Source organism: Pseudomonas sp. SORT22, assembly GCF_018417635.1.
GTDB lineage: Bacteria > Pseudomonadota > Gammaproteobacteria > Pseudomonadales > Pseudomonadaceae > Aquipseudomonas.
This window is the reverse complement of record NZ_CP071007.1, coordinates 4,765,985-4,786,789: the sequence shown is the minus strand read 5'-3', so window position 1 is coordinate 4,786,789 and position 20,805 is coordinate 4,765,985. Positions and strand designations below refer to the sequence as shown.

Annotated in this window: 20 protein-coding genes; 15 read left to right on the top strand and 5 right to left on the bottom strand. The window is 65.5% G+C overall.

Features of this window, described 5'->3' with window-relative positions; all coding sequences use genetic code 11:
• The first annotated feature begins 1 nt into the window (after window position 1).
• From gspD to gspN, 10 genes are read left to right on the top strand one after another with little or no spacing between them, the layout of a single operon-like run.
• Entirely contained in the window at window positions 2-1,954 is a 1,953-nt protein-coding gene (gene gspD, locus JYG36_RS21960; RefSeq protein ID WP_213602268.1) for a type II secretion system secretin GspD, read from the top strand.
• 5 nt (window positions 1,955-1,959) lie between these two features.
• Window positions 1,960-3,408 (top strand): GspE/PulE family protein, encoded by a 1,449-nt coding sequence (locus JYG36_RS21955; protein WP_213604470.1) that lies wholly within the window; start codon window positions 1,960-1,962, stop codon window positions 3,406-3,408.
• A gap of 3 nt (window positions 3,409-3,411) precedes the next feature.
• Window positions 3,412-4,614, top strand: coding sequence for a type II secretion system inner membrane protein GspF (gene gspF / locus JYG36_RS21950; protein WP_213602266.1), 1,203 nt, complete (start codon window positions 3,412-3,414; stop codon window positions 4,612-4,614).
• Between the two features lie 14 nt (window positions 4,615-4,628).
• Window positions 4,629-5,063: a type II secretion system major pseudopilin GspG gene (gene gspG, locus JYG36_RS21945; RefSeq protein ID WP_093386906.1), complete on the top strand. Its 435-nt coding sequence runs from the start codon at window positions 4,629-4,631 to the stop codon at window positions 5,061-5,063.
• A 2-nt stretch (window positions 5,064-5,065) separates the two neighbouring features.
• Entirely contained in the window at window positions 5,066-5,500 is a 435-nt protein-coding gene (locus JYG36_RS21940; protein ID WP_213602264.1) for a prepilin-type N-terminal cleavage/methylation domain-containing protein, read from the top strand.
• The gene (locus JYG36_RS21935) at window positions 5,497-5,865 is read left to right on the top strand and encodes a type II secretion system protein GspI (protein WP_045196520.1); all 369 of its coding nucleotides are present in this window, start codon (window positions 5,497-5,499) and stop codon (window positions 5,863-5,865) included. The genes JYG36_RS21940 and JYG36_RS21935 overlap by 4 nt, the downstream gene beginning before the upstream one ends.
• Window positions 5,862-6,449, top strand: coding sequence for a prepilin-type N-terminal cleavage/methylation domain-containing protein (locus JYG36_RS21930; protein WP_045196522.1), 588 nt, complete (start codon window positions 5,862-5,864; stop codon window positions 6,447-6,449). The genes JYG36_RS21935 and JYG36_RS21930 overlap by 4 nt, the downstream gene beginning before the upstream one ends.
• Window positions 6,449-7,558, top strand: a complete 1,110-nt coding sequence (locus JYG36_RS21925) for a GspL/Epsl periplasmic domain-containing protein (protein ID WP_213602262.1) — start codon at window positions 6,449-6,451, stop codon at window positions 7,556-7,558. The genes JYG36_RS21930 and JYG36_RS21925 overlap by 1 nt, the downstream gene beginning before the upstream one ends.
• On the top strand, window positions 7,555-7,941 hold the full coding sequence (gene gspM / locus JYG36_RS21920) for a type II secretion system protein GspM (RefSeq protein ID WP_213602260.1): 387 nt from the start codon (window positions 7,555-7,557) through the stop codon (window positions 7,939-7,941). The genes JYG36_RS21925 and gspM overlap by 4 nt, the downstream gene beginning before the upstream one ends.
• Window positions 7,938-8,585 carry a type II secretion system protein N gene (gene gspN / locus JYG36_RS21915; protein WP_213602258.1) on the top strand — a complete coding sequence of 216 codons (648 nt, stop codon included), beginning with the start codon at window positions 7,938-7,940 and terminating at the stop codon, window positions 8,583-8,585. The genes gspM and gspN overlap by 4 nt, the downstream gene beginning before the upstream one ends.
• A 13-nt stretch (window positions 8,586-8,598) precedes the next feature.
• On the opposite strand, the gene JYG36_RS21910 is transcribed toward gspN, so the two are convergent.
• The 4 genes from JYG36_RS21910 to JYG36_RS21895 form a co-directional block, all read right to left on the bottom strand.
• Complete coding sequence (locus tag JYG36_RS21910) at window positions 8,599-13,071, bottom strand: hemagglutinin repeat-containing protein (protein WP_213602256.1); 4,473 nt, start codon at window positions 13,069-13,071, stop codon at window positions 8,599-8,601.
• A gap of 28 nt (window positions 13,072-13,099) precedes the next feature.
• A complete protein-coding gene (locus JYG36_RS21905) occupies window positions 13,100-14,797 on the bottom strand; it encodes a ShlB/FhaC/HecB family hemolysin secretion/activation protein (protein WP_502937489.1) in 1,698 nt (565 codons plus the stop codon).
• Between the two features lie 151 nt (window positions 14,798-14,948).
• On the bottom strand, window positions 14,949-15,506 hold the full coding sequence (locus JYG36_RS21900; RefSeq protein WP_045196533.1) for a L,D-transpeptidase family protein: 558 nt from the start codon (window positions 15,504-15,506) through the stop codon (window positions 14,949-14,951).
• A 21-nt stretch (window positions 15,507-15,527) separates the two neighbouring features.
• Window positions 15,528-16,082, bottom strand: a complete 555-nt coding sequence (locus JYG36_RS21895; RefSeq protein ID WP_213602252.1) for an NUDIX hydrolase — start codon at window positions 16,080-16,082, stop codon at window positions 15,528-15,530.
• Window positions 16,083-16,216: 134 nt separating this feature from the next.
• Between JYG36_RS21895 and JYG36_RS21890 the strand changes: the two genes are divergently transcribed.
• From JYG36_RS21890 to purT, 5 genes are all read left to right on the top strand, one after another.
• On the top strand, window positions 16,217-16,816 hold the full coding sequence (locus JYG36_RS21890; RefSeq protein ID WP_213602250.1) for a CoA pyrophosphatase: 600 nt from the start codon (window positions 16,217-16,219) through the stop codon (window positions 16,814-16,816).
• 43 nt (window positions 16,817-16,859) lie between these two features.
• A complete protein-coding gene (locus tag JYG36_RS21885) occupies window positions 16,860-17,384 on the top strand; it encodes a gamma carbonic anhydrase family protein (RefSeq protein ID WP_045196537.1) in 525 nt (174 codons plus the stop codon).
• A complete protein-coding gene (locus JYG36_RS21880; RefSeq protein ID WP_045196539.1) occupies window positions 17,384-17,587 on the top strand; it encodes a DUF1289 domain-containing protein in 204 nt (67 codons plus the stop codon). Before JYG36_RS21885 ends, JYG36_RS21880 begins: the two co-directional genes overlap by 1 nt.
• A gap of 63 nt (window positions 17,588-17,650) precedes the next feature.
• Window positions 17,651-18,118 (top strand): 7-cyano-7-deazaguanine/7-aminomethyl-7-deazaguanine transporter, encoded by a 468-nt coding sequence (locus JYG36_RS21875; protein WP_093386864.1) that lies wholly within the window; start codon window positions 17,651-17,653, stop codon window positions 18,116-18,118.
• 88 nt (window positions 18,119-18,206) lie between these two features.
• Complete coding sequence (purT, locus tag JYG36_RS21870) at window positions 18,207-19,388, top strand: formate-dependent phosphoribosylglycinamide formyltransferase (protein WP_213602248.1); 1,182 nt, start codon at window positions 18,207-18,209, stop codon at window positions 19,386-19,388.
• 59 nt (window positions 19,389-19,447) lie between these two features.
• On the opposite strand, the gene JYG36_RS21865 is transcribed toward purT, so the two are convergent.
• Window positions 19,448-20,752, bottom strand: a complete 1,305-nt coding sequence (locus tag JYG36_RS21865; protein WP_213602247.1) for an MFS transporter — start codon at window positions 20,750-20,752, stop codon at window positions 19,448-19,450.
• Window positions 20,753-20,805: the final 53 nt, after the last annotated feature.

Below are 20,805 nucleotides of genomic sequence, written 5' to 3'. Positions count from 1 at the left end.
GATGATCGCAAGACTCTGCCTGGCCAGCGTGCTGAGCCTGGGCCTCAACCTGGCCTGGGCCGAAGAGCCGGTGGCGCTGGATGACAACGAGACGCCGTTATACGAAGTCAATTTCGTCGACACCGAGCTCAGCGAGTTCATCGACAGCGTCTCGCAAATTACCGGCACCACCTTCATCGTCGATCCACGGGTGAAAGGTAAGGTCACCGTGCGCACGGTCGATCGCCATGACAGCGACGCGATCTACGACATCTTCCTGGCCCAGTTGCGCGCCCAGGGTTTCGCCGCCGTCGACCTGCCCAACGGCAGCGTCAAGATCGTCCCCGACCAGGCCGCGCGGCTTGAGCCGGTACCGGTGGAGACGGCGGGCAAACCGGCGCAAGGCAGCGACGGGGTCGCCACCCGTGTGTTCAATGTACGCAACGCCGCCAGCGAGCAATTACTGGGCATCCTCAAGCCGCTGATCGATCCCCGGGTCGGGGTGATCACCCCGTACCCTGCGGCCAACCTGCTGGTGATCACCGACTGGCGCAGCAACCTGGAACGCATCGACAGCCTGCTGCTGCAGCTCGACCAGGTCAGTGACGAGCCGATGCAGGTGATGCCGCTGCAGCATGCCAGCGCCAACGACACCAGCAAGTTGATCAGCCAGTTGCTGGCCCGCGAGCAGGGCGCCGACAGCGCCCAGGTGGTGGCCGACCCGCGCAGCAATGCGTTGCTGGTGCGCGGCAGTGCCGACAGCCGTGAGCGGGTGCGCGCCTTGTTGGCGCAACTGGACCGCCCCGGCGATAACCTGCGCAGCTCCAACACCCAGGTGATCTACCTGCGCCACGCCAATGCCAGCGAAGTGGTCAAGGTGCTGCGCAGCCTCAGCCAGGACACCCTGCCAGCCGCCAACGGCGAGGGCGGCAAGGACGACAAGGCGCCGATGCCGGTGAGCAGCTCGGGGATTCGCCTGGAATATGAAGAAGGCACCAACGCCGTGGTCATGGTCGGCCCCGACAGCGAGCTGGCGGCGTATCGCAACATCGTCGAGCAACTGGACGTGCGCCGCGCGCAGGTGGTGGTCGAGGCGATCATTGCCGAAGTCTCGGATTCACGCGCCGAAGAGCTGGGGGTGCAGTGGCTGTTCGCCGATGAGAAGTTCGGCGCCGGTACGGTCAACTTCGGCAGCAGCGGCCCGAGCATCGCCGCCATCGCCGGGGCTGCAGCGGGCAAGGACAACGCCGCGCTGGCCAAGCTGCTGTCAGGCACCAACGGCCTGACCGCAGGCTTTGGCAACTTCGGCGGCGGTTTCAACTTCGCCGTGCTGGTCAATGCGCTGAAGAGCAAAAGCGGCTTCAACCTGTTGTCGACGCCAACCCTGCTGACCCTGGACAACGCCGAAGCGTCGATCCTGGTCGGCCAGGAAGTGCCCTTCGTCACCGGCTCCGTGACCCAGGACAACACCAACCCGTACCAGACCATCGAGCGCAAGGAAGTCGGGGTCAAGCTGCGCATCAAGCCGCAGATCAACATCGACAACACCGTGCGCCTGGACATCGTCCAGGAGGTCTCGTCGATTGCCGACAACGCTTCGGCCAGCGATGTGATCACCAACAAGCGCGAGATCAAGACCAAGGTCATGGTCGAGGATAACGGCCTGGTGATCCTCGGCGGGCTGATCAGCGACGAGGTCACCTCGAGTAATCAGAAAGTGCCGTTGCTCGGTGATATTCCCTGGCTGGGGCGGCTGTTCAGTTCCTCCGGCCACCAGGGCGTGAAGCAGAACCTGATGGTGTTCATTCGCCCACGCATCCTGCGCGACGGCCCGAGCCTGGCCAGCCTGAGCACCGAGAAATACCGCAACCTGCAGCAGGACACTGCCCTGAAGCTGCCGGCCATCAGCGATGACGGCAAGCTGTTGCAGGCCTTTCCGGCCAGCCGTCAGCGCCTCGACGAGGGTGTCTGGTGATGGAGTTGTTGCCCTATCGCCTGGCCCGCCAGGCCGGCCTTGCCGTGGCGCCTTTGGCGACGGGCTGGAGCCTGTGGCTGCGCAGCGATGCCGACAGCGACCAGTTGCAGGAACTGCTGCGCGTGCAGGGTCAGCCGGATGAAGTCTGCCACCTCGACAGCGCCAGTTTCGACAGCCGCCTGGGGCAGTTGTACCAGGCCGGTGAAGGCGCCACCGCCGCGCTGATCGAGGGCATCGGTGAACAGGTCGACCTCGACGGCCTGATGAGCGAAATGCCGCGCATCGAAGACCTGCTCGAAAGCGACGACGAAGCGCCGGTGATTCGCCTGATCAACGGCCTGTTTGCCCAGGCCTTGCGCCTGCAGGCCTCGGACATTCATATCGAGACCTTCGAGCAGAGCCTGGTGGTACGTTTGCGCATCGACGGCCACTTGCGCGAAGTGCTGCGCCCGCCGCGCGCACTGTCGGCGATGCTGGTGTCGCGGATCAAGGTCATGGCCCGCCTGGACATCGCCGAGAAACGCCAGCCTCAGGATGGGCGCATCACCCTGCGCGCAGCCGGGCGAGAGGTGGACGTGCGGGTCTCGACCCTGCCCGGTATCCACGGCGAGCGGGTGGTGATGCGTGTGCTCGACAAGCAGGCCAGCCTGCTGGCGCTGGTCAACCTCGGCATGCCGGCAGCGGTGGAGCAGGGCTTGCGTGGCTGCCTGGCGCGGCCCAACGGTATCGTCCTGAGCACCGGGCCGACCGGCTCGGGCAAGACCACCACGCTGTACGCCAGCCTCAATAGCCTCAACGATGGCAGCCGCAACATCCTCACCGTCGAAGACCCGGTCGAGTACGCCATCGCCGGCATCGGCCAGACCGCCATCAACCCCCGCGCCGGGCTGACCTTCGCCACCGGCCTGCGGGCGATCCTGCGCCAGGACCCGGACGTGATCATGCTCGGCGAAATCCGCGACCGCGAGACCGCGCAGATCGCCGTGCAAGCCAGCCTCACCGGCCACCTGGTGCTCTCGACCCTGCACACCAACAGCGCCGTGGGGGCGGTGACGCGCCTGCGTGACATGGGTATCGAGCCGTTCCTGATCGCCTCGTGCCTGCGTGGGGTCATGGCCCAGCGCCTGGTGCGGCGCCTGTGCAGCTGTGCGCGGCCGCAACCCTTGCAGGCGGCTGAGCGGCAGCTGTGGCCGGAGCTGGCGGAGCTGAGCGAGACCTTCCATGCCGTCGGTTGCGAGCAGTGCCAGAGCAGCGGCTATCGTGGCCGCCTCGGTCTGTACGAATTCATCGAGCTGGACGCCGGGCTGATCGCCCTGCTGTACGACGGCGCCAGTGAAGTGGCCATGCACGAGCATCAGGCCGGGCGCCGCCAGAGCCTTGCCGGCATGGCCAGCGAGTGCCTGCGCCGCGGCGATACCAGCCTCGCCGAAGTGCTGCGCGCGGTGCAGGGCTAACCCATGCCGACCTTTCGTTACCAAGCGGTCGACCTCAGCGGCCGGGCACGCAAGGCCAGCATCCAGGCCGACAGCGAGCGCCATGCCCGCCAGCTGTTGCGTGGGCAAGGGCTGTTCACCCGGCAGTTGCAACGCCACGATGCGGCCACTCAACAGCCGCGCCGCCAGCGGGTCAACCGCGCCCAGTTGTGCGAGCTGACCCGGCAACTGGCGACCCTCACCGGCGCCGGCATTCCCTTGGTGGATGCCCTGGCGACCCTGGAGCGGCAACTGGTGGAACCGGCCCTGCGCAACCTGCTGGTGGCGGTGCGCGGATCGCTCGCCGAAGGCCTGAGCCTGGCCCGCAGCCTGGCGCGCCAGGGCGGCCTGTTCTCCGGGTTGTACTGCGCACTGGTCGAGGCCGGCGAGCGTTCCGGGCGCCTGGCGCAAGTGCTGGAGCGTCTGGCCGAGCACCTCGAACAGGTTCAACGCCAGCAGCACAAGGCACGTACGGCGCTGATCTATCCCTGTGTGTTAATGGGGGTGTCGCTGGCGGTGGTGGTTGGCCTGATGACCTTCGTGGTGCCCAAGCTTACCGAGCAGTTCGCTCACTCCGGGCAGAGCCTGCCGTGGATCACTTCGCTGCTGATCGGTATCAGCGACCTGCTGGTGTTGCTCGGGCCCTGGTTGCTGCTCGGCACTGTGTCGGCCTCGCTGCTCGGCGCCTGGCTGTTGCGCCGCCCGCACTGGCGTTTGCGCCGCGACGACCTGCTGCTGCGCCTGCCGCGGATCGGCAACTTGCTGGCGGTGCTGGAGAGCGCGCGGCTGTCGCGCAGCCTGGCGATTCTATGCGGCAGCGGCGTACCGCTGCTCGAAGCCCTGCAAGTGGCCACCGCCACGGTCAACAACCGGCACATCCACCTGGCCCTGCAACGGGTCAGCAGCGATGTGCAGGGCGGGGTCAGCCTGCACCGGGCGCTGGATGCCAGTGGGCACTTCCCGCCGTTGCTGCTGAACATGGTCGCCAGTGGCGAAGCCAGCGGCACCTTGCCAGACATGCTCGAACGGGTCGCCGACAACCAGGAGCGTGGCTTCGCCCGCCAGGTCGACAGCGCCATGGCCTTGTTCGAGCCGCTGATGATCCTGGTGATGGGCGCGGTGGTGCTGTTCATCGTCCTCGCCGTGCTGTTGCCGATCATGCAGCTCAACCAGGGCCTGACACTTTGAAAAGGAGCAAGACCATGCACAGCCCACGCACGCGTCAACGCGGTTTTACCTTGATGGAAATCATGGTGGTGATCTTCATCATCGGCCTGTTGATCGCCGTGGTCGCTCCGAGCGTGCTCGGCAGCCAGGACAAGGCCATGAAGCAGAAGGTCATGGCCGACCTGTCGACCCTGGAGCAGGCGCTGGACATGTACCGTCTCGACAACCTGCGTTTCCCTTCGGCCGAGCAGGGCCTGGCGGCGCTGGTCAGCAAACCGACGGCAGAGCCGCTGCCGCGCGCCTGGCGCGCCGACGGTTACATCCGCCGCCTGCCGCAGGACCCCTGGGGCACTGCCTATCAGTACCGCGCCCCCGGCCAGCACGGGCGCATCGATATCTACTCGTTGGGCGCCGACGGCGTCGAGGGCGGCGAAGGTATCGATGCCGACCTGGGTAACTGGAACCTTTAAGGATGCGCAACGAGCGTGGTTTTACCCTGCTGGAGATGCTTGTGGTGCTGCTGATCGCCGGGCTGATGAGCACCTTGAGCATTGCCTGGCTCGACAGCGGCAAGGCGCCGGTGCAGCAGGCCCTTGAGCGCCTGGCCGGAGCCAGCCGCCAGCAGGCTGAGCTGGCGCTGCACGGGGGCGAGATTCGCGGCTTGCGCTGGAATGGCAGCCGCCCCGAATTTGTCCGCCGGGTCGCCGAGCGCTGGCAGGTCGAGCCCGTCGATTTCGCTGACTGGCCGGCAACGCTGCACGCCGACTGGCCTGCCAGCCGCGAGCCACGCCTGGTGTTCACGCCCTCCGGGGTTGCCCGCAGCGCCACCTTGAACTGGCATTGGCCCGAAGGCACCCAGCGTTGGCAATGGAGCAGCGCCGGCCAGTTGCACAGGACGCCGCTGTGAAGCGCGCACAACGCGGCTTCACCCTGCTTGAGGTGACGGTGGCCCTGGGGATTGCCGCCGCCCTGGCAATCATGACCAGCCAGGTGTTGCGCCAACGTCTGGCGGTGCAGCAGAGCGTGCAGCACCACCGCCTGGGGGTGTTCTGTGCGCGCGAGCTGCAGGCGCGGTTTGCCGTCGAGCGGTTCTGGCCGCTGCAAAGCAGCGCCGCCGGGCAATTGCAGCAAGGCGATGGCCAGTGTCACTGGCAACTGCAGTTGACCTCGACCGGCGTGCGCAACCTGCGCCGAGGGCAATTGCACCTGTTTGCCGACCGAGACGGGCGCGATCCGCTCGGCCAGTACCGTATCTTTCTGGTGCGCCCATGAAGCGCCGCCAGCAGGGCCTGACCTTGCTTGAACTGCTGGTGGCCCTGGCCCTGACCGCGGTGCTGGGGATCTTGCTGGCGGCGCTGGTCAATGCCTGGGCCGGTATGCGCGAGCGCTTGCAGCAACCTGCCCCGGGCTCGCCGGTGCTGGATTTCTGCCTGGCCCTGGAGCGGCGTTTCGACTCCACGGTGTTGCGCCAGCTCTATGAGCAACGTCTGCCCCTGGCGATCAACTGGCTCGACTGGCAACCCGCCACCCTGCAGTTGCAATGGGTGGCCCGCAGTGCCTGGCCGCAAGCCGAGGGCGGCTCGCGCCTGCAGCGTCAACGCCTGAGCTACGACGCACGCGGGCAACGCCTGCTGCTGGAAACCTCGTCCGACCTGTATGCGGTGGGTAAGCCTCAATGGCGTCAACGTGAACAGCTCGATCAGGTCACGGCGCCAAGCTTTGCGTTTTTTCAATCGGGCCGCTGGCTGGCCTTTCCTTCTGCCGAGCGGTCCGCCCCGGATCGCGGTGTGCGCCTTGAGTTCAAGCGTGATGGAGCACCTTATGTCTGTACCTTCGCCCTGCCGGAGGCACCCTGATGAAATGGCTTGAACGCTGGCAAACACCACGCGAAAGCAACTGGTTGCTGCTGCGCCCTGGTGTGGGGCAAGCGCCCTGGAGCTGGTTGCGCCTGGCCGACGGCAGGCGCGAAGCCGGCGAGGGCGAACCGCCCAGCCCGGACGGCGCGCGCGTGGCGCTGATTCTGCCCGGTAACCACTGCAGCCATAGCCAGCTTGCGGCGCCGCCGGGGCTCAAGCGTGATGAGTGGCCTTTGCTGCTTGAAGAGCGTTTGCTGCAACCGGCCGAGTCGATTCGTTGTGGCTGTGTTTCACGTCAGGGCAATCAACTGGAGCTGGTCAGCGTCGATCAGGCTTTGCTCGAACAATGGTTGGGCCAGTGCGCCGACTGGGGCTTGAGCGTCGAGCGCTGCTGGGCCGAGTTTCAGTTGCTGGCAGACACTCCAGCGGGTACCGCCCTGTGCTGGCAGCGCAGCCCGGACCTGCTGTTGCTCAAGGGGGTAACCGAACTCTCACGCCAGCATTGGCTGGCCTGGCCGACGCTGCTTGGATCGAACTTGCCGGCTCCCTGGCCAAGCCTGCAACCCGAAATGTTTGAAGCGGCCTGGCCAGCGCGGTTGGCCGCGTTGGAGCCTTTGCCCAGCCTGTTTGCTCTGCACCCGGCGCGGCAGATGCGGCTGCGCGTTGCCATGGCTCCCGGGCAATGGCGCCTGATGGCCGCCTGCGCGCTGTTGGGGCTGGTCTGCAGCGGCCTGTGGCTGGCCCAGCAATGGCGCCAGAACGAGGTCTACAAGGCGCAAGTGGTGGCGGTCACCGGGCCGGTCACTTCACCTCGCCAGGCAGCCCAGCTCCTCAAGCGTCAGCGCCAGGCCGAGGCGGATCGCCACTTGCGCCTGCGTCAGATCGAGCAGTTGCAGATGGCGGTGCAGCAATGGTTGCAGGCACAACCCGGTTGGCATGTCAGCGCCAGTGGCTTTGACGGACAACGCTGGACCCTGCGCCTGCGTGGCGACCAGGCACCCGAGGCGGCAACCTGGCAGGCCATCGCCCGGCAGGTTGGCGTGGCGGTTGCAGCAAGCACGGGCGAAGGCCAACTGCAACTGGTGTTCGACCTGGGAGCTGTCTCATGAGTGCATGGCTGCAGCGCCGCTGGTTGATGCCGGCAGCCTGGGTGATGGTAGGCGTATTGCTTGTCACCTTGATCGTTCGTGAAGGCACGGCGCGCTTGCAGGACGCACGGCAGTGGCAAGCCCTGGCCCGCTCGGCGGCCAGCCTGCAGGTGCAGACGCGCTTCAGTGCCGAGCAACTGCAGCAATCGGCGCAGGCACACAGTATTGCCCTCAATGAAGTGCTGGCGGAAAACCACAGTTGGCAGATCAAGGGCCGTGCCGCCGATGAGCAAGGTGTGCAGCGCTGGCTACTGGCTGTACAGCGCGAAGGCGTGCGCCCGCTGCGCTGGTCGCTGGAGCAGGGCGAGTCAGGTATGAGCTTCGAGCTGGAGTTGCAACAATGAAGCGCGCGGGCGGGTTCGCCCTGGTGTTCGTGTTGAGCCTGTCGGCCGCTTTGCCGGCGAACTGGCTGCTCGCACCCGTTGCCGCCGAAGGCGTCTCCGGCAGCCTCTGGCAAGGCCAGGCGCAACGGCTGGGGCAGGTGGGGCCGGTCGCTTGGCACTGGCAGCCCTGGCGTCTGCAGGCGCAGGTCGAGCTTGGGTTCCAGGGGCAAAGCTGGCAGGTACAGGTCGCTGGCTGGCCGTGGAACTGGCGGGCGGCAGTAGAGCCAATGCAGCCTACACTCACGACGCCTTCGTCCTATCGGCTGACGGGTGAGTGGAGCGGGCGGATCGACGTGCAGGGCAGCGGTCGACAGTGTCGAGGCAGCCAGGGCGAGATCAGTGTCGACGGTCTGGCCATGGACGCGCCCTGGGCGCTGCCCTTGGGGGCGGGCCATGTGCGCATTGATTGCTCGGCAGGCATGCATCTGCTGGCGCGGTTGCAGTTGCAGGGGCAGCATCAGGCCGAGCTGGATGCCGACCTACTCGCCCGGCGCGCGAAGCTGCAGGGCGAGATGACACCGGGTACCGCCCTGTACCCGGTGTTGCTGGCGGCCGGCTGGCTCAAGGCGGATGCAACCGGCATCAGCCGCACCCTCAAGTGGTGACCGGCAGGCGGCCTCAGCGCGGCTTGCTGCCCTCCGTTATGCTCGAGGCCAGACTGGTGCTGCGATCATGCCCGCTGGTGCGCAGGAAACCGAGGTCCAACGGCTTTTCTCCTGCGTTGCTGTTGGCGCCGGAGCCGTAGACATCGATCAGGCCGCTGACCAGGTCGACCGGTGCGTTCGAGGCGTTGATGCCCACCTGGCGATAGTAATCGCGCCCCTGCACGTTCTGCTCGGTGACGGCGGCACCGCCCAACTGCACCTTGCCCTTGTTCGCTTGCAGGCTGGCGCCGGAGAGGCGCACGGCGCCGCCGACCTCAAGGTCGATGCCGTCGCGGCCGTTGAGCGCGCTCTGGCTGGCGACGGTGTCGCGCTGGGTGTGCTCGACCTTGAGGGTGAAGGTGGGTGAGGTCTTCGGGTCGACTTTCTGCAACGCGCCGCCGACCGGTTTACCGACCTTGTCAGCCAGCGGGCCGGCCACCGCGTTGGCGGCGTTGATATAGCCCTGTGGGTTCTTTTCCTGGCTCAAGCGCGCATCCACCTGCACGTTCAACTGATTGACCCGGTCCTGGCGGCTGGCGACGTGCAGGTCGCCGCCGACCTGGCCGTCGATGCGCCCGGCATCCAGGCGCACACCGTCAAGGCGCGTGTCGCTCAGGCTGGCCAGGCTGATCTGGCCGGCGCGCCATTGGCTGTTGGCGAAGGTGAGATTGTCGGCGTTGTCGATGTTCACCTGCCCGCGGGCATACAGCCCGCGTTTGGCCTCTTTCGACGTCGCCCCTGGCGCGGCGTTGAGGCCGGCACCGGCGGTGATGTCGAGGTTGTTGCGCCGTTCGCTGCTGCCTGCGGCCTCGATCAGCACGCCGCCTTCGCTGGCGCTGATGGCGACCCGGTTTGCCGAGGCCTTGACGCCTTGCAGCGTCAGCGCATCGTCCTGACTGGCGGTGCTGCTCAACAGCAGTTGCTCCCTGGCAAACCAGTTGGCCCCGCTGGCCGTGGTACTGGCTTCATCGACCCGGCCCGTGCCGAAGTGGCCACCCAGGCCACCGCCTTTGCCATTGCTGGTGCTTTTACCGAGCAATTCCAGGCCGCCGCCGATGTTGCTGCCTTGAGCCTTGTGGGTATCAGTGGCAGCGCTGACTTTCAGCGCACCCGCGCTTTGCAGCTCGATATCGGCGACCTTGGCCGCGCTGCTGCCGATGCGTCCACCCACAAGCTCGAGGGCACCATCGGCCTGCAGTTGCACTTTGCCTTTGGCGTCTATCTCTACCACGCGGGCCTGGGTATCGAGACTGTCCAGTTTGCTCTGGTCAAGGTAGCCGCGAAACTCCAGGGCACTGCCCGCCGGTGCGTTGCCTGCCTTGAACCAGCCGTTGCCGTCGAGTTTGTTCAACTGTTGGCGCTGTTGATCGTTGGCCTGGGCAAGGCTCAGGTCACCCTTGGCCGTTATTTCAAGCGAGCCGTCGCCGGCATTGAAGCGCGTGCCTTCGTACAGGCCATCACTGCCCAGTTGCACCTGGATGCCGGTTTGCCCATAGAGGCTGCCAGGGCGTGCGGTTTGCGTGCTGTTGTCGGTCAGCAGCGAGCCACCCTTGCCGGAAAGACGCAGGTTGATATCGCTGCCGGTGCTGGTTTCGACGCGCACCGCAGCGTCCACATCCAGGCGCTCGACACCTGTGCTGGTGCTGTCCTGGGCGGCGACGAAGCGGTGGTTTTGCGCCTGGATCGACAAAGGCCCCTGGCTGGCCCGGTACTGGGTGCCGGCATCGTCGAGGCTGCCGGCCTTGAGGTTGATACGCTGGCCCGTGAGTTCGGTGACCTGCGCGGTGCTGCTGCGCGTGGTTTGCTCGCGATTGAGGTGTTTGAACTCAAGATCAGCGCCCAGCGTTGGCGGGGCCAGGGCGTCTTCGATTGATGCCTGCTGGAAGCGACTGGCTTCTTTACCGGTAACCAGGTTCTCCACCGGGCGGGTCAGGTCCTTGTACACCAGGCTGGCGCCGAGGCTGGCTTGCCAGTGGGTCTGGGTCTGTTTTGATTCGCGGGTATCGTCGACGGCGCGATTGTCCACGCTGCCGGCCTGCAGCTCCAGCGACCGGCCAGCTGTCAGGCGGGCAGCCTCGTTGACCAGCGTGTCGGCAGTCACGCGCAGATCGCCAGTGGCGCTCAGGCTGCTGCGTTGCGCCTGGCTTGCGCGTTCATCGACCTCCTGGCGCCTGTAGTAGCCTTCGAAGGCGCTGCCAACAGCATCGATGCCGCCACTGACCCGCAGGCCGCCGCCACTTTCGCCGGTGGTGGTCTGCTGCGACTGTAGCTCGCGAGCTGCGCTTACGGTGACAGTGCGACCATCCAACTGAAGGTCACCGGCGAGCGCCTCAATGCTGGAGCCCGTGATGTCGATGGCTTTAGCACTTTCGAGTGCAACGCCTGCGCCCTTGAGCTCGCTGGCAACCTGCTTGAGGTGGGATGCCTGCGTGTCGGTGTTGACCACGGCGTAACCCACCGAAGCCGTGTACTGGTGCGAGTCGGGCTTGCCGTCGATGGCGTCCTGGGTCTGGCTGGCATTGGCAGTGAAGCCCTGTTGCCGGTTTTGTTCGCTGACGGTCTGCAGTTGTTCGGCACTGCGCACATCGATGGCGTTTTGCGCCTGCAGGTGCAATTGCTTGCCGGCCTGAAGCCTTGACCCGATCACCTGCAGGTCATCGGCGCTGGCCAGGCGCAGGTTGCTGGCAGAGGCCAGGTCGCTGCTCAGCACTTGCTGGCGGTGTTCCTGGCGCTGGCTTTTCTCGGCGATCAGGCCGAACAGTTTGCTGTCGCTCTCGCGTTGCTCGACGCTGGACGCATTGTGTGTCGCTTCGACCGACAGCCGGGCTTTTTCACTGAGCAACAGTGCATCGCCTTTGGCTTGCACCTTTGAGCCTTTGATTTGCACCTGGTCAGCCACCACGGTCAATGCACCTTCAGCCTGAAGGTTACTGGCACTACCCTGTTGGCCCTTGGCTTCGGTCTGGCCGTTCTTGCCGAAGAAGCTGCCGGAGACCAGGTCGCCACTGTAGTTGCGGGTGTTTTCGTCGTTGCTCAGTGCGATGCTGGCGACCTCCAGCTTGCCGGCCTTGAGGTTCATGTCGCCGGCGCTGCTCAGGGCGCTGCCCAGTATCTGCGTGTTGCCTTTGGACGCCAGGGAAACCTGCTGGCCGGACAGAACACTGGCCTTGACGCTTTCCTGGTAGCTGTTGCTGTCCTTGTCACCGCGCCACAGGTGTTTGCGGTGGCGGATTTTTTCATCGACCTGCAGGCTGTCGACGCCGGCGCTGATGGTCAGGTTCTGGCCCGCCTTGACCGACAGGTCGCCACCGGCCTCGACGCTGGCGGCGACCATGCGCAGGTCGCCGCCCGCCTGCAGGTTGATGTCCTGGCTGGCCTTGATCTGGCTGCCGACCTGTTGGCGCTCGGTGCGGGTGCTTTCGCGCTCGTAGGTTTCGGTGGTGATGAGCCCCCACTTTTCTTTGCGGTTCTGCTGTTCGCGGCTGATGTTTTCCCGAGCCTGGGCATTGAGGGTGAGGTTCTTGCCGGCCTTGATGTTTACCTGTTGCGCCTGGGCGCGTACGGCGCTGATCTCCAGGGTGCCGGCAGCGTCTATGGCGATCCCGTCGCGGGCTTGCAACTGGCTGCTGGCCATGCGCACACCGGCGCCCGCCGCGGTGCTGAGGATACGGATGCGCCCGGCTTGCATGGCGCCAAACAGGCTGGCATCGATACTGCCAGCCGGCGCCGCCAGGTGCTCGATGACCTGGCCGTCGGTGGCGTCGATGCGGTTGCGCCCGACCACCAGGCTCAAGTCGTCGCGCGCCGCGAGCGCGCCGCGGCTGTCGATGCGTGGGGCGATCAGTTCGAGAGCTCCGTAGTGGTTGCTCTGGCCGACGCCGAGGACCTCCAGGGTGCCGCTGGCGGTACGGGTATCGAGGTACTTGAGGCGCTGGTCTTGCAGCTCGACCGTACCGACCAGAAAGCCTGCACGGGTGGTGTTGATGAAGCTGCCACCGTTGAGGGTGATGCCATTGGGGTTGGCCAGGATGTAGTCGGCCGGGCGACCGAAGATTTCCTGTGGGCCGGCAATGCGCGAGGCGTTGCGGCTGATCACTTCATTGAGAATGGTCGAGGCGGCCTGGCCCTGGAACTGCGGGTTGGCGGCCAGGGCGCCGGCCAGTTGCGATTGCCCGGCCTGCAGGGCGTTGTTCAACACCAACCCGGATTTGTTGACGTTGTAATCGAGAAACTGGTTGTGCGACAGGCCACTGGCGTTGGGCGCGACGATATCGATCACCGGCACGCCATGCCGATCGGTGATCAGCGGCGTACCGGCAACCCCGGCTGCCGCTTGCAGGCCGTTGGCGGCAAGGCCAATGCCCGGGCTCATCAGACTCAAGGCGATTATCCAGCGCAGGCGATTGAGCCTGCGCCGTTGTACAGCGGGGGAGGGCGTCTTGGGCATCACGGTCTTCTCTTTTTTGTTGTGGACTTCAGATGTTCAGTACCCACTCCAGCAGCCAGTAGCCGGGCTCCAGGTCCTGGCGGCGGGTGTTGCTGGCGTGCAGCGCGCGTTGGTAGTCAAGCTTGAGCAGGCTGTCGGGCAGGCTAAGTTCAAGGCCGGCATGGGCGCCGGCCAGGCGCTGTGCGGCGCGGCCGTGGTCGAATTTGCTCCAGCCCAGGTCCAGGCCCAGTTGCGGGCGAATCACTAGCCCGGCGGGCAGGTTCAGGGCCAACGGCTGGCTCAGGGTGTTGCGCCACGCGGCGCCGCTAGCACCAGCCGCCACCTGTTGGCGAAAGCCGCGCACGGCACTGTTGTCGCTGAGCAGCAATTGCTCGACTGCCGGCAGAGCGTCGGCGCTGTACTGCAGGTTCAGTTCGCTCTGCCAACGCCAGGGCCAGGCCGGGTCACGGCCCTGGCGCAGGTGCAGGGCGCTTGCGCGGTACTTGCGAAACTGCGGCTGCGGCGCGTTGCTGGCCAGCGGCGCAGTATCGGCGCCAAACCAGTCCAGGCCCTGGGCAATGCCCAGGTAGGCACTCCACAGGTTGGCGTCGAGCCACAGCAGGTTCAGGCCTGCTTCCAGGCTGGTAAGGGTCGGGCTTTGCACGTGCAGGCGTTGCCCGGCCAGGCGGTTGTCCAGGCGCTTCTGGTCCAGGCGCAGGCTGGCGCTGAGCAGCCCGTGCTGGTTGCGCCACAGGTTGCGTTCAAGGCTCAGGCCGTAGAACCCGCTCTGGCCACTGCTGCGCTCGCGCCGGCCCGGCAGTTGCGCCTGGTACTGCAGCTGGTTGAGGTTGAGCGCGTAGGTCCAGGGGCCGTAGGGAATGCTGTAGTACAGGCCGTAGCCGCGGCTGTAACTGGCGCCGGAACCGAGCGTCGAGGTAAGCGACAGCTGGCTGTAGTCATTGAGTTGCAACGGGCTGTCCAGGGTCAGGCTGGCGCCGACCCGCTCGCGCCCGGTCAGTTCGCTGCCGCGGTTGTCGAAGCTGCTGCCCAGGCGCCAGCGCGGGTTGATCTGCCGCGGCGTGATGAGGATGCGGGTGCCGCCTTGCAGCTCGCCGGGCAGCAGGTCGGCGCCCAGGTCGAAGGCCCGCAGCCGGTTCAGCTGGTCCATGCCCTGTTCCAGTTCGCTCAGGCGCAAGGGCTGGCCGAGCAGGGACGGGAATGCGCTGTGCAGTGACAGCGGCAAGTCGGGGTCGGCCAGCTCGATCGACTCGACAAAGCCCTCGACGACCTCGATGTCCAGAGTCGCGCCTGCTTGCGGCGGCTGGCTCAGGTAGGGGCGGCTGGTCAGGTAGCCGGCTTGCACATACTGCTCGGTGATGGTTTTGAGGATCAGGTTGATCCGTGCCACGTCCATGCATGGCGTCATCAGCGGTCGCACGCTGGCTGCCAGCTCTGCCGAGTCGAGTTGCCGGTTGCCAGCCAGGCGCACGCCGTTCAGCGGCCAGCAGGGCGAGGCCTCGGTGGCGGCTGGTGCTTGGCTGGCCGGTTCGGCCAATTCATCGCCACGTTGCAGCTTGCGCAGGCGTTGACGTTGCTCGAGTTGTTCCAGTTGCAGACGCTGTTCGCGTAGCGGCTGAATGCCCAGGTGTTCATGAGCACTGGCGGGACGCACCATCAACAGCACAACAAAGAGGGCCGAAGGCCGGATGACAAGGCGTGCAGCGACAATGCTGAGTGAACAGGGCATGCAGTAGCGTCCAGGTGGTATCCAGATGCGTGGATTCTATGGACGCTACTATTCGAATAGATGCGCTACCGAGCCGGTAGACGAGTAGGGCCGAAGCCTGAGTTGCGAGGGAAGCTTCCGACGTGCTTGCCGGAAGCGCCTTAAGGGGCGATCAGGGGCGGATCTCGATCATGGTGCCGTCCGGGACCATGTTCCACACTTCACGCATGTCGCGGTTGGTCATGGCGATGCAGCCTTCGGTCCAGTCGAGGGTGTGGAAGACTTCTTCCGGGTATTCCTCGCTCAGCGGCGTGCCGTGGATCATGATCATCCCGCCCGGCGGAACGCCTTCACGACGGGCGCGGGCGGCGTCGGTGATATTCGGGTAGGACACGTGCATGGCCAGGTTGTAGCGGTCGCTCTGCTTGCGCCAGTCGATCCAGTAGAAGCCTTCGGGGGTGCGCTTGTCGCCTTCGCGCAGCTTGGCGCCCTTGGGTTGCTTGCCCAGGGAGATGCGGTAGGTTTTCAGCGGCGTGCCGGCGCTGATCAGCTGTAAACGACGTTCGGACTTGATCACCAGGATCTTGTCGATCAGCGCAGGCTTGGGCGCTTGCGGTTGCAGTGGCGAAGGCGCGGTCTGGTCGACCGGCCGGGTGATGATGGTTTCGGTGAAACCCGCCTGGGACATCGAAGCCACACTGAGGCAGAAAAGGGCAAGCAACCAGCGCATGAAACGATATCCCTGAAAAAGCTAGGTGTTGGGTGACGAGACGAGCATGGGTGACAGGCATTCATTGCCGATCGGGAAGCGCTGCTCGATGCGGTCACGATAATAGCATTCTAGGGTACGACTGACGGTGCGGAAAGCCAGCTCGTCCCACGGGATTTCACTTTCGTCGAAAAGCCGCACTTCCAGGCTCTCGACGCCGACGGCAAAGTCCAGGTCGGCAAGCTCGGCGCGAAAGAACACGTGCACCTGGTTGATGTGCGGCAGGTCGAACAGTTGGTAGAGGCTCATGCCGCCTACGCGGGCGCAGGCTTCTTCATCGGTTTCCCGGCGCGCGGCCTGTTCGATGGTTTCTCCGTTCTCCATGAACCCGGCGGGCAAGGTCCAGTAGCCCCGGCGCGGTTCGATGGCGCGGCGGCACAACAGCACCCGGCTGCCACAGGTCGGCAGCACCCCGGCGACAATGTTGGGGTTCTGGTAATGAATGGTCTGGCAGTGATCGCAGACATAGCGCAGGCGGGTATCGCCCTCGGGAATACGCTGAATCACCTGATTGCCGCACGCACTGCAGAATTTCATGCTTTTATTCCTGTTAGGTGCGCCTATCTTGGCGCCACTGTCCCTGCGGCCGCAAGCCGGATCGTCGCCGGGACTTGGGCGGCCCGCGGCTTTGGTGCATCATGCACGACAGGCTTTGGAATCGAGAGAGAGCAATGCTGGACGAGCTACTTCGCCGCGTGAGCAGTCATACGCCGAGTACCCTGGAGACGGACCGACGTTTTCCCGAGGCCGCTGTGTTATTGCCCATCACCCGCAGCGAAGAGCCGGAGCTGGTGTTGACCCTGCGCGCCAAGGGCTTGTCGACCCACGGCGGCGAGGTGGCCTTCCCCGGTGGTCGCCGCGATCCGGAAGACCCCGACCTGATCTTCACCGCCCTGCGTGAAGCCGAAGAAGAAATCGGCCTGCCGCCGGGCCTGGTGGAGATCATCGGCCCGTTGAGCCCGCTGATCTCGCTGCATGGGCTGAAAGTGACGCCTTTCGTCGGCCTGATTCCGGATTTTGTCGAATACCACGCCAACGACGCCGAGATCGCTGCGGTGTTCACCGTGCCGCTGGAGTTCTTTCGCCAGGACCCGCGTGACCATACCCACCGTATCGATTATCAGGGCCGCAGTTGGTACGTGCCCAGCTACCGCTATGGCGAGTACAAGATCTGGGGGCTGTCGGCGATCATGATCGTCGAGCTGGTCAACTTGCTTTACGATGCCAACATCAGCCTGCATCAGCCGCCTGAACGCTTTACCCCCATTTGAGCGGGACCACCCGCCAGCCACGCCGCACCGTGAGGATCCACGCATGAAATACCGTCTGGGCGACCTGCGGGTCGAAACCCATCCGCGCAGCTGGGTTGCGCCGACTGCCACGCTGATCGGCAAGGTACGCCTGCAGGCCGGCGCCAACGTCTGGTTCGGCGCGGTGTTGCGCGGCGATAACGAGCTGATCGACATTGGCGAGAACAGCAACGTCCAGGACGGCACGGTGATGCACACCGACATGGGCTCGCCGCTGACCTTGGGCAAGGGCGTGACCGTCGGCCACAACGCCATGCTTCACGGCTGCACGGTCGGCGACCACAGCCTGGTCGGCATCAACGCGGTGATCCTCAACGGTGCGCGGATCGGCAAGTACTGCATCATCGGCGCCAACGCGCTGATCCCCGAAGGCAAGGAAATACCTGACGGCTCGCTGGTGATGGGCTCGCCGGGCAAGGTGGTGCGCGAACTGACCGAGGCGCAAAAGAAGATGCTTGAAGCCAGTGCCGCCCACTACGTGCACAACGCCGAGCGTTATGCCCGCGACCTGGCCCCGCAGGAGGATTGATGAGCACGCCTGAACGCCCGGTGGCCTCGCCCTGTGTGCAGATCTGCGCGCTGGATGACGCCGATATCTGCACCGGCTGCCAACGCAGCGCCGCTGAAATCACCCGCTGGGGGCGGATGGACAACAGCGAGCGGCGCCAGGTGCTCAAGCTGTGCCACGAGCGCGCGGTCGCGGCCGGGCTGATCTTCAGCGTCGGCGCATGATCCGCCGCTTGGCCGCCGGCAAGCGCTGCAGTACCCTGTAGCGCTTACCCAGCGGTCGATCCCATGTTCTTTCTGATTGCCTATATCAGCAGCGTAGTGCTGATCAACTACGCCTTCTCCAGTGCCCCGCACCTGGACGTCATCTGGTCCGCCTGGGGCGGGCTGGTGTTCATCCTGCGCGACATGGTCCAGACCCGCTTCGGCCACGGCGCGCTGCTGGCCATGCTGGCGGCCCTGGTGCTGTCCTACATCACCTCGGAGCCGGCCATCGCCCTGGCCAGCGCCACTGCCTTCGCGGTGTCCGAGCTGATCGACTGGCTGGTGTTCACCATCACCAAGCGGCCGCTGCACGATCGCCTGTGGCTGAGTTCGGCGCTGAGCATTCCGATCGACACCTTTATCTTCTTCGGCATGATCGGCGCCCTGACCCCGGCCGTGGTCGGCACCGCCATGGCCTCGAAATTCGCCGGGGTCACCGTGGTCTGGCTGGCCATGGCCTGGCGCGCGCGCAAGCGGGTGGTCACCGGCTGAGCACGGTTCATGTAAAATGGCGCTCCTTTTCACCGGGTTGCACCGAGTACGGGGCGGCCCAGGATGTTCTTCCCTCTGAGGACCTGAAATGACCCGTATCGGAACCCCATTGTCGCCGACCGCGACCCGCGTACTGCTCTGTGGCTGCGGCGAGCTGGGCAAGGAAGTGGTGATCGAGCTGCAACGCCTGGGTGTTGAAGTGATTGCCGTGGACCGTTACGCCAATGCCCCGGCCATGCAGGTGGCCCATCGCAGCCACGTGATCAACATGCTCGACGGCGCCGCCCTGCGGGCAGTGATCGAGGCCGAGAAGCCGCACTACATCGTCCCGGAAATCGAAGCCATTGCCACCGCGACCCTGGTCGAGCTGGAAAACGAAGGTTTCACCGTGGTGCCGACCGCCCGCGCCGCGCAATTGACCATGAACCGCGAAGGCATCCGTCGCCTGGCCGCCGAAGAGCTCGACCTGCCGACCTCGCCGTACCATTTCGCCGACACCTTCGAGGAATACGCCAAGGCCGTCGACGACCTCGGCTTCCCGTGCGTGGTCAAGCCGGTGATGAGCTCGTCGGGCAAGGGCCAGAGCCTGCTGCGCGGCACTGACGACGTGCAAAAGGCCTGGGACTATGCCCAGGAAGGCGGGCGTGCCGGCAAGGGCCGGGTGATCATCGAAGGCTTTATTGATTTCGACTACGAAATCACCCTGCTGACCGTTCGTCATGTCGGCGGCACCACCTTCTGCGCGCCGGTCGGCCACCGTCAGGAGAAGGGCGATTACCAGGAGTCCTGGCAGCCGCAGGCGATGAGCCCGGTGGCCCTGGCTGAATCCGAGCGGGTGGCCAAAGCGGTGACCGAGGCGCTGGGCGGCCGCGGCCTGTTCGGTGTCGAGCTGTTCGTCAAAGGCGACCAGGTGTGGTTCAGCGAAGTCTCGCCACGTCCGCATGACACCGGCCTGGTGACCCTGATCTCCCAGGACCTGTCGCAGTTCGCCCTGCATGCGCGGGCGATCCTGGGCTTGCCGATCCCGCTGATCCGTCAGTTCGGCCCGTCGGCGTCGGCGGTGATCCTGGTGGAAGGCCAGTCGCAGCAGACCGCCTTCGCCAACCTCGGCGCTGCCCTGAGCGAGCCGGATACCGCCATTCGCCTGTTCGGCAAGCCTGAGGTCAACGGCCAGCGGCGTATGGGCGTATGCCTGGCTCGCGACGAGTCGATCGAAGCCGCCCGGGCCAAGGCCACCCGTGCTTCGCAGGCGGTCAAGGTAGAGTTCTAAGCAATCGCGGGGCAAGCCCGCTCCTACACCGGTAGGAGCGGGCTTGCCCCGCGATGATTTTACAGCTCCGAGTGGCGCGTCTCTTTCAGGCACAACACCGCAATCAGGCTCAGCACAGCTGCCGCCGAGACATAGCCGCCGACCCAGCTCAAACCGCCCATGACCACCAGCTTCTGGGCAAAGAACGGTGCCGCCGAGGCGCCGACGATCCCGCCCAGGTTGTAGGCTGCCGACGCCCCGGTGTAACGCACGTGAGTGGGGAACAGCTCAGGCAGCAAGGCGCCCATCGGCGCAAAGGTCACGCCCATCAAAAACAGCTCGATGGCCAGGAACAATGCCACCCCCGTGGTCGAACCCGAGGTCAGCAGCGGCTCCATGGTAAAGCCCGAGGCAATGGCCAGCACAGCGCCGACAATCAGCACCGGCTTGCGCCCGTAACGGTCGCTGAGCCAGGCCGACAGTGGCGTGGCCAGGGCCATGAACAGCACCGCGAAGCACAGCAGGCCGAGGAAGGTCTCGCGACTGTAACCCAAGGTCGAGACGCCATAGCTGAGCGAGAACACCGTCGAGATGTAAAACAGCGCATAGCACACCACCATGGCCGCCGCGCCCAGCAGGGTGGGGGCCCAGTACTGGGCGAAGAGCTCGACCACCGGCATCTTCACCCGCTCGTGGCGAGCCACGGCCTTGGCGAAGACCGGGGTTTCTTCGAGCTTCAGGCGCACATACAGGCCGACCATCACCAGTACGGCGCTGAGCAGGAACGGAATGCGCCAGCCCCAACTGCGGAATTGCTCATCGGTCAGCAGCATGGCCAGGGTCAGGAACAGGCCGTTGGCCGCCAGAAAACCGATCGAAGGGCCTAGCTGCGGGAACATGCCGAACCAGGCGCGCTTGCCCCTGGGCGCGTTCTCGGTGGCCAGCAACGCCGCGCCGCCCCATTCACCGCCAAGTCCAAGCCCCTGGCCGAAGCGCAACACGCAAAGCAGGATCGGCGCCCAGGCGCCAATGCTGTCGTAGCCAGGCAGCACGCCAATCAAGGTGGTACACACACCCATCAGCAGCAAGGATGCGACCAGGGTCGATTTACGGCCGATACGGTCGCCAAAGTGACCGAACAGCGCCGAACCCAGGGGCCGGGCCAGGAAGGCGATGCCGAAAGTAAGGAACGCCGAGAGCATCTGCGCGGTGCCGGAGGTCTGCGGGAAGAACACCGGGCCGATCACCAGCGCCGCCGCAGTGGCGTACACGTAGAAGTCGTAGAACTCGATGGCGGTGCCGATGAAGCTGGCGGTGGCAACCCGTGCCGGCGAGTTGCCGGGGCTGGCCTGGGCGGTTTCGGGGTAGGTGCTGCTGGTGGTCATGCGATTATCCCTGTCAGTCGAGAGCTCCATGGGCATCGCCGCCGGCCGGGTAC